At 71.5% G+C, this 13,523-nt stretch carries 12 protein-coding genes; 10 read left to right on the forward strand and 2 right to left on the reverse strand.

Going from position 1 to position 13,523, the window contains the following annotated elements; genetic code table 11:
• Positions 1 to 90: 90 nt before the first annotated feature.
• The gene (gene galK / locus BKH20_RS12635; RefSeq protein WP_075391355.1) at positions 91 to 1,368 is read right to left on the reverse strand and encodes a galactokinase; all 1,278 of its coding nucleotides are present in this window, start codon (positions 1,366 to 1,368) and stop codon (positions 91 to 93) included.
• A gap of 75 nt (positions 1,369 to 1,443) precedes the next feature.
• Positions 1,444 to 2,241, reverse strand: coding sequence for a DeoR/GlpR family DNA-binding transcription regulator (locus tag BKH20_RS12640; protein ID WP_075391356.1), 798 nt, complete (start codon positions 2,239 to 2,241; stop codon positions 1,444 to 1,446).
• A gap of 312 nt (positions 2,242 to 2,553) precedes the next feature.
• Here BKH20_RS12640 and BKH20_RS12645 point away from each other — a divergent pair, with 312 nt between their 5' ends.
• From BKH20_RS12645 to BKH20_RS12690, 10 genes are all read left to right on the forward strand, one after another.
• Positions 2,554 to 3,207 carry a 2'-5' RNA ligase family protein gene (locus tag BKH20_RS12645; protein WP_075391357.1) on the forward strand — a complete coding sequence of 218 codons (654 nt, stop codon included), beginning with the start codon at positions 2,554 to 2,556 and terminating at the stop codon, positions 3,205 to 3,207.
• Complete coding sequence (locus tag BKH20_RS12650; RefSeq protein ID WP_075391358.1) at positions 3,204 to 4,226, forward strand: YihY/virulence factor BrkB family protein; 1,023 nt, start codon at positions 3,204 to 3,206, stop codon at positions 4,224 to 4,226. The genes BKH20_RS12645 and BKH20_RS12650 overlap by 4 nt, the downstream gene beginning before the upstream one ends.
• 66 nt (positions 4,227 to 4,292) lie before the next feature.
• On the forward strand, positions 4,293 to 5,540 hold the full coding sequence (locus tag BKH20_RS12655) for a mannose-1-phosphate guanylyltransferase (RefSeq protein ID WP_075391359.1): 1,248 nt from the start codon (positions 4,293 to 4,295) through the stop codon (positions 5,538 to 5,540).
• A 239-nt stretch (positions 5,541 to 5,779) separates the two neighbouring features.
• On the forward strand, positions 5,780 to 6,880 hold the full coding sequence (locus BKH20_RS12660; protein ID WP_075391360.1) for a BMP family lipoprotein: 1,101 nt from the start codon (positions 5,780 to 5,782) through the stop codon (positions 6,878 to 6,880).
• 57 nt (positions 6,881 to 6,937) lie between these two features.
• Entirely contained in the window at positions 6,938 to 8,467 is a 1,530-nt protein-coding gene (locus BKH20_RS12665) for an ABC transporter ATP-binding protein (RefSeq protein ID WP_075391361.1), read from the forward strand.
• Positions 8,464 to 9,771 (forward strand): ABC transporter permease, encoded by a 1,308-nt coding sequence (locus BKH20_RS12670; protein WP_075391362.1) that lies wholly within the window; start codon positions 8,464 to 8,466, stop codon positions 9,769 to 9,771. The genes BKH20_RS12665 and BKH20_RS12670 overlap by 4 nt, the downstream gene beginning before the upstream one ends.
• A 3-nt stretch (positions 9,772 to 9,774) precedes the next feature.
• A complete protein-coding gene (locus tag BKH20_RS12675; protein ID WP_075391363.1) occupies positions 9,775 to 11,067 on the forward strand; it encodes an ABC transporter permease in 1,293 nt (430 codons plus the stop codon).
• Entirely contained in the window at positions 11,064 to 11,498 is a 435-nt protein-coding gene (locus tag BKH20_RS12680; protein WP_075391364.1) for a cytidine deaminase, read from the forward strand. Before BKH20_RS12675 ends, BKH20_RS12680 begins: the two co-directional genes overlap by 4 nt.
• A 40-nt stretch (positions 11,499 to 11,538) precedes the next feature.
• Complete coding sequence (locus tag BKH20_RS12685; RefSeq protein ID WP_075391365.1) at positions 11,539 to 12,885, forward strand: thymidine phosphorylase; 1,347 nt, start codon at positions 11,539 to 11,541, stop codon at positions 12,883 to 12,885.
• Positions 12,882 to 13,523: hypothetical protein (locus tag BKH20_RS12690; RefSeq protein ID WP_075391366.1), on the forward strand; the 642-nt coding region annotated here is incomplete at its 3' end. The genes BKH20_RS12685 and BKH20_RS12690, both read left to right, overlap by 4 nt.

Here is a 13,523-nt window from a genome sequence, read left to right on the forward strand (position 1 = left end):
GAAGGAGGAACGCTGAAAGCCCTCTCCAACCAAGGTTGGAGAGGGCTGATCGCCATCAGGTGCGGAGGCTCAGCGGTGCGCCAGGAGGGTTCAGGCGAGCCGCCCGGCCGGGGCGGCGGGAACCGCATCGAGGAAGGCCGGCGGGTTGAAGCCCTCACGTCGGTAGGCGTCGGCCACGGCGCGGGCCACGTCGTGGACGGCGTCGGCGTCCACCAGGGCGATCGCCGAGCCGCCGAACCCGCCTCCGGTCATGCGCGCCCCGTGGGCGCCGGCGGCGCGGGCCGCCTCCACGGCCACGTCCAGCTCGGGGCAGGTGCACTCGTAGTCCACGCGCAGTGACTCGTGCGAGGCGTCCATGAGCCTGCCCGCCTCGGCGAGCTTCTCGCCGCGCAGGGGGCGCCCGTCCTGCAGGAGCGCCACGAGCCGGCGGGTGCGGTCGATCTCGGTGACGACGTGGCGGGTGCGCTTGACCAGCTCATCGGCGTCGTCGCCGTCGGTGGCCGCCAGGCGCTCCAGGGCGCCGGGCAGGTCCTTGATCGCGATGTCCGCCAGGAGCTCCACCCCGAGGATCTCGGCGGCGCGCTCGCAGGCGGCTCGCCTGGCCCCGTACTGGCCGTCGTCCAGGGAGTGCTTGGCCTTGGTGTCGATGACCAGGAGGGCCAGGCCCTCGGCGGCCAGGTCGAAGGGCACGTGGGTCACCGAGCCGTCGCGGCAGTCCAGCTCCAGGGCGTGGCCCTCGCGGCAGCGCAGGGAGGCCGACTGGTCCATGCCGCCGGTGGGGGCCCCGGCCATCTCGTTCTCCGTACGCACGCAGTTGGCCACCAGGCGGGCGCGCCCGGCGTCGTCGGGCTCCTGCACAGTCCCGGCCAGGCCCAGCTGCGCGACCTCGTCAATGGCGACGGCCGCCGAGCACTCCAGGGCTGCCGAGGAGGACAGCCCGCCTCCCAGGGGCACGCAGGAGACGAGGGCGGCGTCGAAGCCGGGCAGGTTCTCAAAGCCGTCGCGCTCCAGGGACCAGGCGACGCCGGCGATGTAGGAGGCCCAGTGCGCCACCTCCCCGGGGGTGCCCTTCGGGCCGATCGTGTCGAGGTCCATGACGTCGACCTTCTCCCGGGTCTGGGGGGAGACCAGGCGCACGACGCGGTCCTCGCGGCGCCGCAGCGCCAGGTGCGCCCGGTGGGGCAGGGCGATGGGCAGGGCCAGGCCGCCGTTGTAGTCGGTGTGCTCGCCAATGATGTTGACGCGCCCGGGGGCGTACCAGACCCCGTCGGGCTCGGCCTCGAAGACCTCGCGGAACAGGGCGGTCGCGGCCTCGGCGCCCTCCTCGGGGCTCAGTGCAGGGGCGAAGACGGGAGCATCGTTGGTCATCGTGGTCTCCTGTGACGGGTTGTTGGGTGAGTGAGCGGACAGGCTGTGGAAGAGGCGGGGTGGGTGGGGGAGGGGTCAGGTGGCGATGGTCAGGCGGGTGCCGGCCTGTTGCAGGGCGTCGACGCCGTCGGCGTCGGGCTCGGCCTCGGTCACCAGGACCCCGATGTCCCGGGTGGCGCAGAAGGAGCGCAGCCCCAGCACCCCCCACTTGGAGGAGTCAAGCGTGGCCACCACCGTGCGCCCGGCGGCGACCAGCGCCTGGTTGGCGGAGGCCTCCTGCAGGTTGGGGGTCATGAGCCCGGCCTCGGGAGTGAAGCCGTGGGCGCCCAGGAAGACCCACTCCACGCGCATCGTGCGCAGCGCGTCGACCGCCACCAGCCCCACCAGGGCGTTGGACGGCGTGCGCTCACCGCCGGTGATGACCACCGTGGGGGCGTCGCGGTTCTCGGTGCGGGCGGCGTCGGCGGCGTCGAAGAGAACCTGCGCGGCGGGCAGCGAGTTCGTGATGACGGTCAGGGTGGGGAAGTGCTCCAGCTCGGTCAGGGCCTGGGCGAGTGCCAATGTGGTGGTCCCGGCCGACAGTGCCAGGGAGTCCCCGGGGCGGACCATGGCGGCCGCGGCCTGGCCGATGCGGCGCTTGGCCTCCAGGTTGAGGGTCGACTTGGCGGTGAACCGCGGCTCGAGGGTGGTGGGGCCGGCCGCCACCGCCCCGCCGTGGACGCGTTCGACCAGGCCCTGGGTGACGAGCTCGGTGATGTCGCGGCGCACGGTCATCTCGGAGATCCCCAGCTCCTCGACGATGTCGGCCACCCGGACCCCGCCGGTGGCCGCGACCCGCTCCAGGATGTGCTCCTGGCGCTGACGAGCGAGCATTGGGGCCGGGCGGGGCGATCCGACGGTGGAGGCTGACAGGCCGGGTTGCATGAGACCAGTCTGCCAGACCTCGGCGCCGAAAACGACATGTTCGCACGTTCCCGCACAGAGTCGCACAGCGAAAGGAGCGCCGCTGTTCCACCCGTTCGGTCGGTCATGGCACACTTATCCCGCTCGTGCCGCTCGCCCGGCTGGGATAACAGGGGCGTGACACGGTAATGTGTTCGGGTCACCCTCGTGGTCATGCGTTCTCCGGACGCAAGAACTCACATCAACCCGACCAGCCAGTTATCCCGTAGGAGCCCAGGAGTCATGCAGATCCCCGCACCAGACGCGCACCAGTGCGTCATCGGTGTGGCCATCGCCCTGCCCTCCCACTACGCCGCCCAGGTGCGAGCGGTGCGGGAGGCCGCCGGGGATCCTCTCGCCGAGGTCGTGCCGCCTCACATCACGCTGCTGCCGCCCACGGCCGTCGACGTCGACTCCCTCGAGGAGGTCATGCGGCACCTGCGCGACGTGGCTGCTGGGACGAGTCCCTTCGAGGTGCGTCTGGATGAGGTCGGTACCTTCCGGCCCGTCAGCCCCGTGGTCTACCTCGGTCTGCGCAGTGGTGCCGAGGAGTGCGACCGTCTTCAGGCGCGGGTGCGCGACCGTCGGGGACCCCTGGCCCGTTCGCTCAGCTTCCCCTTCCACCCGCACGTGACTCTGGCTCACGAGGTCGCCGAGGACGGTCTCGACACCGCGGCGAGGAAGGGCGCGGGCCTGACCATGGACTTCACCGTCACCGAGCTTCATCTCTACCGCCATCGCGGCCGGCCCGCCGACCACGGCGGCAGCCGGTGCTCGGCTTCGGAGGAGGGCTGGGACGTGGTGGCCTCCTTCGCCTTCGGCGGCTCCCTCGCCTCCGGCGCCCCCGCCGGTAGTCAGGCTCCGGTGGTCCCGACGGCTCCGGTGGTCCCGGTGTGATCGAGCGCGTCAAGGCGTTGCTGGCCGCCGGGCGGCGCACACGGGTGGGCCGGGCCCTGGTCCGTTACGGCACGGCGCGCGGCGCGCTCATGGCCGGAGGGATCGCCTACACCGGTATGTTCTCGGTCTTCGCCGTGCTCGCCGTCGGCGTGAGCATGCTCATGGCGATGCTCGGTCAGCACCCCACCATTCGGGCTGCCGTCGTGGACTCCATCAACTCTCTGCTGCCCGGTGTCATCGACACCGGCGACGGCAAGGGGCTGGTCTCGGTCAAGCAGCTGACGCTCTCCTCGGCGCTCAACCTGGGATCGGTGCTGGCGGCCGGGGCCTTCATCTACTCCGTCATCAGCCTCATGGGCACTCTCAAGATCGCCCTGCGGGCCATGTTCGGGCTGGTCAATCCCGTCATGAGGCCGGTGATCGGGCAGCTGGCGAATATCGCGGGGTTCCTCGTCATCGTGGCCGGAGTGCTGGTGACCGCCGTCGCCTCGGTGGTGACGACGACGCTGTCGGGCAGTGTCGGTCGGACCCTGGGGCTGCCGCAGTCGTTGACCGGAACCGGGGCGTGGATGACGACGCTCCTGCTCTCCTTCCTCATCGACACCGGTGTCCTGGCACTGCTCATCACCATGTGCGGCATCCGCCCTCCCCGACGCGACCTGCTGCAGGGCTGCATGCTGGGCGCCTTCACTCTGGGTGTGCTGCGCCAGGTGGGAACCGGGGCGGTCGGCTCGGTGACGCGCAACCCGCTGCTGGCCTCCTTCGCCGCCATCGCCGTCCTCATCCTGTGGCTGCACCTGACCAGCCGCGTCGTACTGCTCGTGGCGGCCTGGATGGCCAACCCGCCGCTGCCCCGCGACGTCGACCACCCCGACGAGGTCCACGCCCACGAGCGCCCCAACTACGTGACGCTCTCCGTGCCCGAGACCCTGACCTGGCCCCGCCAGTCCATCACCGGCAGCCTCGAGGCGGACCCGACGGCGCACCCCGACTACGTCCCCCCGGTGCCGATCCCGTGAGGATTGAGCCTCGGCGCGGCCTTGAGCCCGACCTGGTGAACAGACAGCGGGCCAGGACGATAGCCTGTGGCGGTGACTGACACTCCCGGTAACCCTGGCGGCTCCACTCAGGTCGCACATCCCAGCGGCTCGACACCCTGCGACGGCTCAGCGCCGGCCATTCACGCCATCATCCCCGCCGGAGGCGCGGGCACCCGGCTGTGGCCGCTCAGCCGACGCAGGCGCCCCAAGTTCCTCCTCGACCTCACCGGGGCCGGCCGCAGCCTCCTGCAGGACACCGTCGAGCGCCTGGCCCCCCTGACCGCCACCACGACGGTTGTCACCGGCGTCGCCCACATCGCCGCCGTCGCCGACCAGCTCCCAGACGTCCCGCGCGACAACCTCCTGGCCGAGCCCTCTCCGCGCGACTCCATGGCGGCCATCGGCCTGGCCGCCGCCGTCATCGCCCACCGCCACGGGCGAGACGCCGTCGTCGGATCCTTCGCCGCCGACCACACCGTTGCCGACCGTGCCGCCTTCGCCGACGCCGTCCGCCAGGCCGCCCTCCTGGCCGAGCAGGGATGGGTGGTCACCATCGGGATCGAGGCCACCGGCCCCTCGACCGCCTTCGGCTACATCCACGCCGGCGACCCCACCGACGTGCCCGGAGCCCCCGACGGACGCCGGGTCCTGGGCTTCACCGAGAAGCCCGACGCCGACACCGCCGCCGCCTACCTGGCCACCGGCGACTACCGCTGGAACGCCGGCATGTTCGTGGTCCGCGCCGGTGTCCTCCTGGACCACCTCGCCGAGCTCAGGCCCCAGCTGGCCCAGGGCATCGAGGCCATCGCCGCCGTCTGGGACGCCCCCGAGCGCGAGGAGGTCCTGGCTGAGCGCTGGCCCGCCCTGGAGAAGATCGCCATCGACAACGCCATCGCCGAGCCGGTGGCCGCCGCCGGGGGAGTGGCCACCGTGCCGGTCTCCATGGGCTGGAACGACGTCGGCGGCTTCGACGCCCTGACCGACCTCGTCCCGCCGCGTACCCAGGGGCCGGCCACCGGTGTCGGCGTCCTCGACGACGTCGACGGCTCTGCCGGTACGGGCACTGCCGGCGACGCCGCCCCCGCTGCCCCTCGCGCAGAGATCCGGGCCCTCGACTCCGACGGTGCCCTCGTCGCCTCCACCTGCGGACGCACGGTCGTGCTCCTGGGGGTGCCGGGCACCGTCGTCGTCGACACTCCCGACGCGCTCCTGGTCACCACCCCTGAGCGCGCCCAGGACGTCAAGGGCGTCGTCGACGCCCTCAAGGCGGCCGGCCGCGAGGACCTGCTCTAGCCGAACCACTGCGCCGCGGGCGCAGCAGCCGTCGAAGTCGCTGGGACCGCTGGAACCGCTGAGGTCTTGAGGGGCCCGGCGCCGGAAGAAGACAGTCCTCCGGCGCCGGGCCCCTCGTCGAAACCACGACGATCACGAGATCATCTGGGTGGAACAGGTGGTGTGATAATGAGAAGTTTTCACCTATCCTTAACACTCGAATGTGTCCCCCGTCGCACGTGAGAACCACGGAGGTTTCCATGAAGAAGGCCTGCTCCGCGATGACACTCGGCGCGGCCGTGGCCCTGGTCCTGGCCGCCTGCGGGACGCCGCCGGCGCAGCGGCCCACCCGCAACCTGGAGGGCGCCAAGGACTTCACCGCCTGCATGCTCTCCGATGAGGGCGGATTCGACGACCACTCCTTCAACGAGTCCGGCAAGAAGGGCCTGGACCGGGCCGGCAGGGAGCTGGGAGTCAAGACCATCGCCGTGCAGTCGGAGAGCTCGGCCGACTACGCCACCAACATCTACGCGCTCATCCAGCAGAACTGCAAGCTCGTCATCGGCGTCGGCTTCAACATCGCCGCCGACCTCACCGAGTCGGCCAAGACCAACCCCGACATCCAGTTCGCCCTCATCGACGCCTCCTTCATCGGCGCCGACGGAAAGCCCGCCACCCTGCCCAACACCAAGCCGCTGCTGTTCAAGACGGCCGAGGCCGCCTACCTGGCCGGATACGCCGCCGCCGGCACCTCCCGCACCGGGGTCGTGGGCACCTACGGCGGCAAGCCCCTGCCCACCGTCCAAATCTTCATGGACGGCTTCGCCAAGGGCGTGGCCCGCTACAACCAGGACACCGGCGCCCAGGTCCAGGTCAAGGGCTGGGACACCACCACCGGCAAGGGCGGCTCCTTCGTCGGCAACTTCACCGACGCCGCCAAGGGCCAGGCCATCACCGAGCAGTTCATCTCCCAGGGCGCGGACGTCATCATGCCGGTGGCCGGCCCCGTCGGCCAGGGCACGCTGTCCTCCGTGCGCCAGAAGAACGACGCCGGAGGCACCAACGCCGTCATCTGGGTCGACTCCGACGGCTACACCTCCACCGGCGACGGCAGCATCATCATGACCTCCGTGGTCAAGGAGATCGGCAACTCGGTCTTCGACACCGTCAAGAACGCCTCCGAGGGGAGATTCTCCTCCGAGCCCTACATCGGAACCCTCAAGAACAACGGGGTGGCCGCCGCACCCTTCCACGACTTCGACTCCCGGGTACCGGCGCCGGTCAAGGCCAGGCTCGAGGAGCTGCGAGGCCAGATCATCGACGGGACCCTCGACGTCTCCACCCCCTATGACCCCTCCTGAACGCCCGGCCGGGGCCGGCGCCCCGAGCCTCCACCGCCACCCGGAAGCGAGCCTGTTGTGAAGCTTGAGCTGCGCGGGATCACGAAGGCCTTCGGGCCGCTCGTGGCCAACGACCACATCGACTTAACCGTCGAACCCGGCCAGATACACGCCCTCCTGGGCGAGAACGGCGCGGGCAAGTCCACACTCATGAACGTCCTCTACGGCCTCCACCGGCCCGACGCCGGAGAGATCCTCATCGACGATGAGCCCGTCACCTTCTCCGGTCCGGGCGACGCCGTGGCCGCCGGCATCGGCATGGTCCACCAGCACTTTATGCTCGTGCCCGTCTTCACCGTGGCCGAGTCCGTCGCCCTGGGCTACGAGCCGGTCGGGCCGCTGGGGCTCCTCAACGCCGGCGCCGCCGCGGCCAAGGTCACCGAGATCTCCCGCCGTTTCGGCTTCGACGTCGACCCCGACGCCCTCATCGAGGATCTGCCCGTGGGCGTCCAGCAGCGTGTGGAGATCATCAAGGCCCTGGCCAGAGACGCCAAGGTCCTCATCCTCGACGAGCCCACCGCCGTGCTCACCCCGCAGGAGACCGACGAGCTCATCGCCATCATGCGCGAGCTCAAGGACTCGGGCACCTCCATCGTCTTCATCACCCATAAGCTGCGCGAGATCCGCGAGGTCGCCGACACCATCACCGTCATCCGTCGCGGACGTGTCGTCGGCACCGCCGAGCCCACCGCCTCGGCCGCCGAGCTCGCCGGCCTCATGGTCGGCCACGACGTCTCCCTGACCGTTGACAAGGCCCCGGCCGCCCCCGGGGGCGACGGGCTCGCCCTGGAGGGCATCAGCCTCATCGAGGACGGCACCGTCGTGCTTCAGGACATCGACCTGCACGTGCGATCCGGCGAGATCCTCGCCATTGCAGGTGTCCAGGGCAACGGTCAGACCGAGCTGAGCGAGGTCATCCTCGGGCTGCGAGCGCCCACCGCCGGCTCCATCGCCTTCGACGGCCAGGACGTCACCGGCCACACGGTGCGCCGCCGCCTGCGAGCCGGACTGGGTTTCGTACCCGAGGACCGCACCACCGACGGCATGGTTGCCGAGCTCTCCGTCGCCGAGAACATGGTCCTGGACCGCTACGACGACCCCTCCCTGGGGCGGGGCCCGTCGCTGTCCCCGATGCGTGTGCGCCACGCCGCCCACCGGATGCGCGAGGAGTTCGACGTGCGTGTCACCGACGTCGATGACGCCATCTCGACCCTCTCGGGAGGCAACCAGCAGAAGGCCATCCTCGCCCGCGAGCTCTCCCGGCCACTCAAGGTCCTCGTCGCCTCCCAGCCCACCCGCGGCCTGGACGTGGGCTCCATCGAGTTCGTCCACCAGCGCATCGTCGCCGAGCGGGACACCGGCACCGCCGTCCTCATCATCTCCTCCGAGCTCGATGAGATCTACGCCCTGGCCGACCGGATCGCCGTCATGTACCGCGGACGGATCGTCGGCACCGTCCCGGCCGACACCGCCCGCGACGCCCTGGGCCTCATGATGGCTGGCACCCCCGCCGAACAGGCCCTCGACCCTCAGGAGCAGACACGATGAGCACCCCCACCACCGGCTCCAGCACCGAAGCAACCCCGAGGCCCCCGTCCGAGGACCGCTCTGAGCGCGGCTCGAGCGGCCAGGCCGCCCTGCTGCGGCAGGTCGCCTCCTCACCGGCCGTCGTCGGGCTGCTCGCGGTCCTGACCGCCCTGATCCTCAGCTCGATCCTCATCCTCGCGGCCGACTCCGAGGTGCGCTACACCGCCACCTACCTGCTCAACCGCCCCGGCGACTTCCTCCACGCCACCGCCTCCACCCTGAGCGAGGCCTACAGCTCCCTGCTGCGCGGCGCGGTCTTCGACTGGCGCGCCACCACGGGCGTGCGCATGATCCGCCCCATCACCGACACCCTGACCAACGCCACCCCGCTCATCATCGCCGGGCTCGGCATGGCGGTGGCCTTCCGCGCAGGCCTGTTCAACATCGGCGGCCAGGGGCAGATGATCCTCGGGGCGATCACGGCCTGCTACGTGGGCATCGCCTGGAACTTGCCGCCGGTGGCCCACCTGCTCGTCGCCGTCGTCGGGGCGGCCCTAGGTGGACTGGTGTGGGGCGGCATCGCCGGCGTCCTCAAGGCCCGCACCGGCGCCAACGAGGTGATCGTGACGATCATGCTCAACTCGATCGCCGCCCACCTGCTGTCCCAGGTGCTCAGCCTCAAGGCCTTCAACGGTGAGGGAGAGACCGGCAACCGCAAGTCCCTGACCGTGGCGGACACCGCCCAGTACCCCTCGCTGGCCGGCGACTCCTTCCGCCTCCACGCCGGTTTCCTCCTGGCCCTGCTGGTCGCCGTGGCCGTGTGGTGGCTCATGGAGCGCTCCCGCCTCGGCTTCCAGCTGCGGGCCACCGGACTCAACGCCGACGCCGCCCGCACCGCCGGCATGAGCGTGCCCTGGGTGACGAGCCTGGTCATGATGATCTCCGGCGCCCTGTGCGGGCTGGCCGCCACCGCGCCGGTCCTGGGCACCCAGAAGAGCATGGACGAGTCCGTCGTGGGCACCATCGGCTTCGACGCCATCACGGTGGCACTCCTGGGACGCTCCCGCCCCCTGGGGACCGTGCTGGCCGGCCTGCTCTTCGGGGCGCTGCGCGCCGGAGGCACCGCCATGCAGGCGGCACCGGGCACCCACATCAAGATCGTCCTGGTCCTGCAGTCCACGATCGTGCTGTTCATCGCCGCGCCGCCCCTGATCCGGGCCATCTTCCGGCTCCCGGAGCGCCGAGAGCCCCTCGGCGCCACCTCCCCGTCCCCCGCCTCAGTACCGGCCGCAGCCCCGGCCGCTCCCGCCGCGAAGGAGGCCTGAGCCATGAGCGCATCAACCGCTTCCGCCGACTCTCACGCCGCGAGCGCACCGGATGCGTCCGCGCCCGCGGCGCTCGCGCCCATGGATCTGAAGATCCCGATCACCGGCGTCGTCGCGCTCCTCCTGCAGGGGCTCATGGCCCTGGGGGCCCGCGGCTCGACCACCTTCGACCTGACCGCCTCCTCCGACCTCTTCAGGCTCGGGGCCCCCGAGCTCAACGCGCGCCTGGTCATCCTCGCCGCCGCCGGGATCGTCGCGGCGGCCACCGCCGTCGCCTTCGACCGCTCCCGGCGCCGCACCAGGATCCCGACCTGGGCCGCCGCCCTCATCGGCATCGGATTCGTCCTGGCCTTCCTGGCCTGGGCAGGGGCTGGACGCAGCGGCGTCATCCCCCTGGTGACCATCCTGTCCTCCGCGCTGGGACTGAGCGTCCCCCTCGTCTACGGCTCACTGGCCGGGATCATCGGGGAGCGCTCGGGCACCATCAACATCGCCATCGAGGGCCAGCTCCTGGGCGGGGCCTTCCTGGGGGCCGTCGTCGCCTCGGCCTGCTCCAACCCCTGGGTGGGGATCCTGGCCGCGCCCGTGGCCGGAGTCCTCGTGGCCCTCCTGCTGGCCCTGTTCGGACTGCGCTACCGGGTCAACCAGATCGTCGTCGGCGTCGTCCTCAACGTCCTGGTCTCCGGGCTCACCGGCTTCCTGTTCTCCACCTTCCTGTCCTCCAGCCCCAGCCTCAACCGGGCCCTGCGCCTGCCCACCCTGACGGTGCCGCTGCTGTCCCGGATCCCAATCATCGGGCCGGTCCTCTTCCGCCAGACGATCCTCGTCTACCTCATGTACGCGGCCGTGGCGGTCCTGTCCGTCATGCTCTTCCGCTCCCGGTGGGGACTGAGGCTGCGGGCCTGCGGTGAGCACCCCAAGGCCGCCGACACCGTCGGCATCAACGTCATGCGCACCCGCGTGACCAACCTGGCCCTGGCCGGGGCGCTCGCGGGACTGGGAGGGGCCTTCTTCACCGTCGGATCGGGCCTGTCCTTCGAGAACGACATGACCGCCGGCAACGGCTACATCGCCCTGGCCGCCATGATCCTGGGCGCCTGGCGGCCCCTGGGCTCCCTGGGGGCGGCCCTGCTCTTCGGCTTCGCCACCTCCGTGGCCCAGACCCTGCCGGTCATCGGCAGCTCGGTCTCACCGGACATCATCTCCATGATCCCCTACATCGTCACGATCCTGGCGGTGGCCGGATTCGTGGGCAAGGTGCGTGCCCCGGCCGCCGAGGGGGTGCCCTACCCGTGAGCAGCATCGCGCCCACCGATCTGACCGACGCCGACTGGCGGGCCCTGCACGAGCTCGCCGTGGAGGCCATGACCCACGCCTACGCCCCCTACTCCCGTTTCAAGGTCGGCGCCGCCGCCCTGGTCGACGACGGTCGACTCGTCTCGGGATGCAACGTGGAGAACGCCGGCTACGGCGTCACCCTGTGCGCCGAGTGCGGCCTCGTCTCCGAGCTCACCCGCACCGGGGGAGGGCGCCTGGTCGCCTTCGCCTGCGTGGACGCCCACGGCCGGGCCCTAGCGCCGTGCGGGCGCTGCCGCCAGCTCCTGAGCGAGCACGCCGCCGACGGTATGGTGCTGGCCATGCCCTCAGGGATGATGAGCATCGACGAGGTCCTGCCCGACCGCTTCACCGCCGACGACGTCGAACGCGTCGTCGGCCAGCAGAGCTGAGGGCCGGCTGACCCGCAGCCACAGATGGAGGAGAACCCCCGTGACCGTCCCTGCCGCACCGCCGGCCGTCGAGCCCTTCGACGCCGTCGACGTCATCGCCGCCAAGCGCGACGGCGCCACCCTGAGCGATGCCCAGATCGACTGGGTCGTGGAGGCATACACCCGCGGCGTCGTCGCCGAGGAGCAGATGAGCGCCCTGGCCATGGCCATCTACCTGCGCGGCATGAGCCGGGCCGAGATCGCCCGCTGGACCGACGCCATGATCGCCTCCGGGGAGCGCATGGACTTCTCCGGCCTGCCCCGCCCCACGGCGGACAAGCACTCCACCGGGGGAGTGGGGGACAAGATCACCCTGCCGCTGGCGCCGCTCGTGGCCGTCTTCGGCGTGAGCGTCCCCCAGCTGTCCGGACGCGGGCTCGGGCACACCGGCGGGACCCTGGACAAGCTGGAGTCCATCCCCGGCTGGCGGGCCGACCTCACGGGAGAGGAGATCTTGGCGATGCTCGGCGCCGACGGCCCCGGCGCCGTCATCTGCGCCGCCGGGGCGGGACTGGCCCCCGCCGACAAGCGCCTCTACGCCCTGCGCGACACCACCGCCACGGTCTCCTGCGTCCCCCTGATCGCCTCCTCGATCATGTCCAAGAAGATCGCCGAGGGAACCGGCGCCCTCGTCCTGGACGTCAAGGTCGGCTCGGGCGCCTTCATGAAGGAGCCCGGCCAGGCCCGCGAGCTCGCCTCCACCATGGTGGCCCTGGGCACCGACGCTGGCGTGACCACCCGCGCCCTGCTCACCGACATGTCCACCCCGCTCGGCCTCACCGCGGGCAACGCCCTCGAGGTCGCCGAGTCCCTCGAGGTGCTCGCCGGCGGGGGACCGGCCGACGTCGTCGACCTCACCGTGGCCCTGGCCCTGGAGATGTGCTCCGCCGCCGGTAGACCCGTGGAGGAGGATCAGGCCCGCGCCGCCCTGGCCGACGGGCGCGCCATGGACGTCTGGCGCGACATGATCTCCCGCCAGGGAGGCGACCCGGATGCGCCCCTGCCCCTCGCCCCGCAGACCGAGACCGTCACCGCCCCGGCTGACGGGGTCCTCACCATCCTGGACGCCCTCGCCGTCGGGGTGGCCGCCTGGCGCCTCGGGGCCGGGCGGGCCCGCAAGGAGGATCCGGTCCAGGCCGTCGCCGGCGTCACCATGCACGCCAAACCGGGCGACGAGGTGCGCGCCGGCCAACCACTGCTCACCCTGCACACCGCCACCCCCGAGCGCTTCACCCGCGCCCGGGAGGCGCTCACCGGCGGCATCGTCATCTCCGAGGCCGGTTCGCCGGAAGCGGCCGACGCCGTGGCCCGCCGTCAGCGCGGCGTCATCCTGGAGCGCATCGGATGACCACGCCCCGGCAGACGGAGCCGGCCATCGTCGCCCGAGCCGTCAACTCCCGGCTGCGAGTGGGCCGCCTCACCCAGGCGGGCCAGGCCATCACCCTCACCCAGACCGACGCCACCACCTGCGGACCCACCTGCCTCCTAGCGACCTGCCTGCTTCTGACGCCCGGCGAGCGCGTAGCTGTGACGGACGACCTCACCCACGAGATGACCGACTCGCAGTCCGGTCGGGAGGGCAAACAGCTGGTCTCCGTCCTGTCCCGCCAGCAGGTACGGATCCAACGGGCCATGAATGTCCGCGGCCTGGGGGGCCTGCCCTGGCCGAAGGCGCTCGGCTCCACGCCCTGGTCCGTGGCCCGGCAGATGACCGAGATCGCGAGCACCTGCACGCCGGGTGGCGGGCGCCGTCGTTACACGGTGAGGTGGGTGAGCGACCACGGCCCCGCCTGGGGCAGTAAGGTCGCCTCGATCCGTGAGGTGCTGGCAGGTGGACTCCCGGTCATCCTGGTCACCGGCGGTCCGCTCGTCCTCGACAGTGACACGGTGGCTGAGCCCGGTGCGGGATCTGTCGGATCTGCGGGATCACGGCTGCGCTCCGCCCTGGCCCGGACCCCGGCCGTGCCCCGCCACTACGTCCTGGCC

This window comes from Actinomyces oris (assembly GCF_001937445.1).
Classification (GTDB): Bacteria; Actinomycetota; Actinomycetes; order Actinomycetales; family Actinomycetaceae; genus Actinomyces; species Actinomyces acetigenes.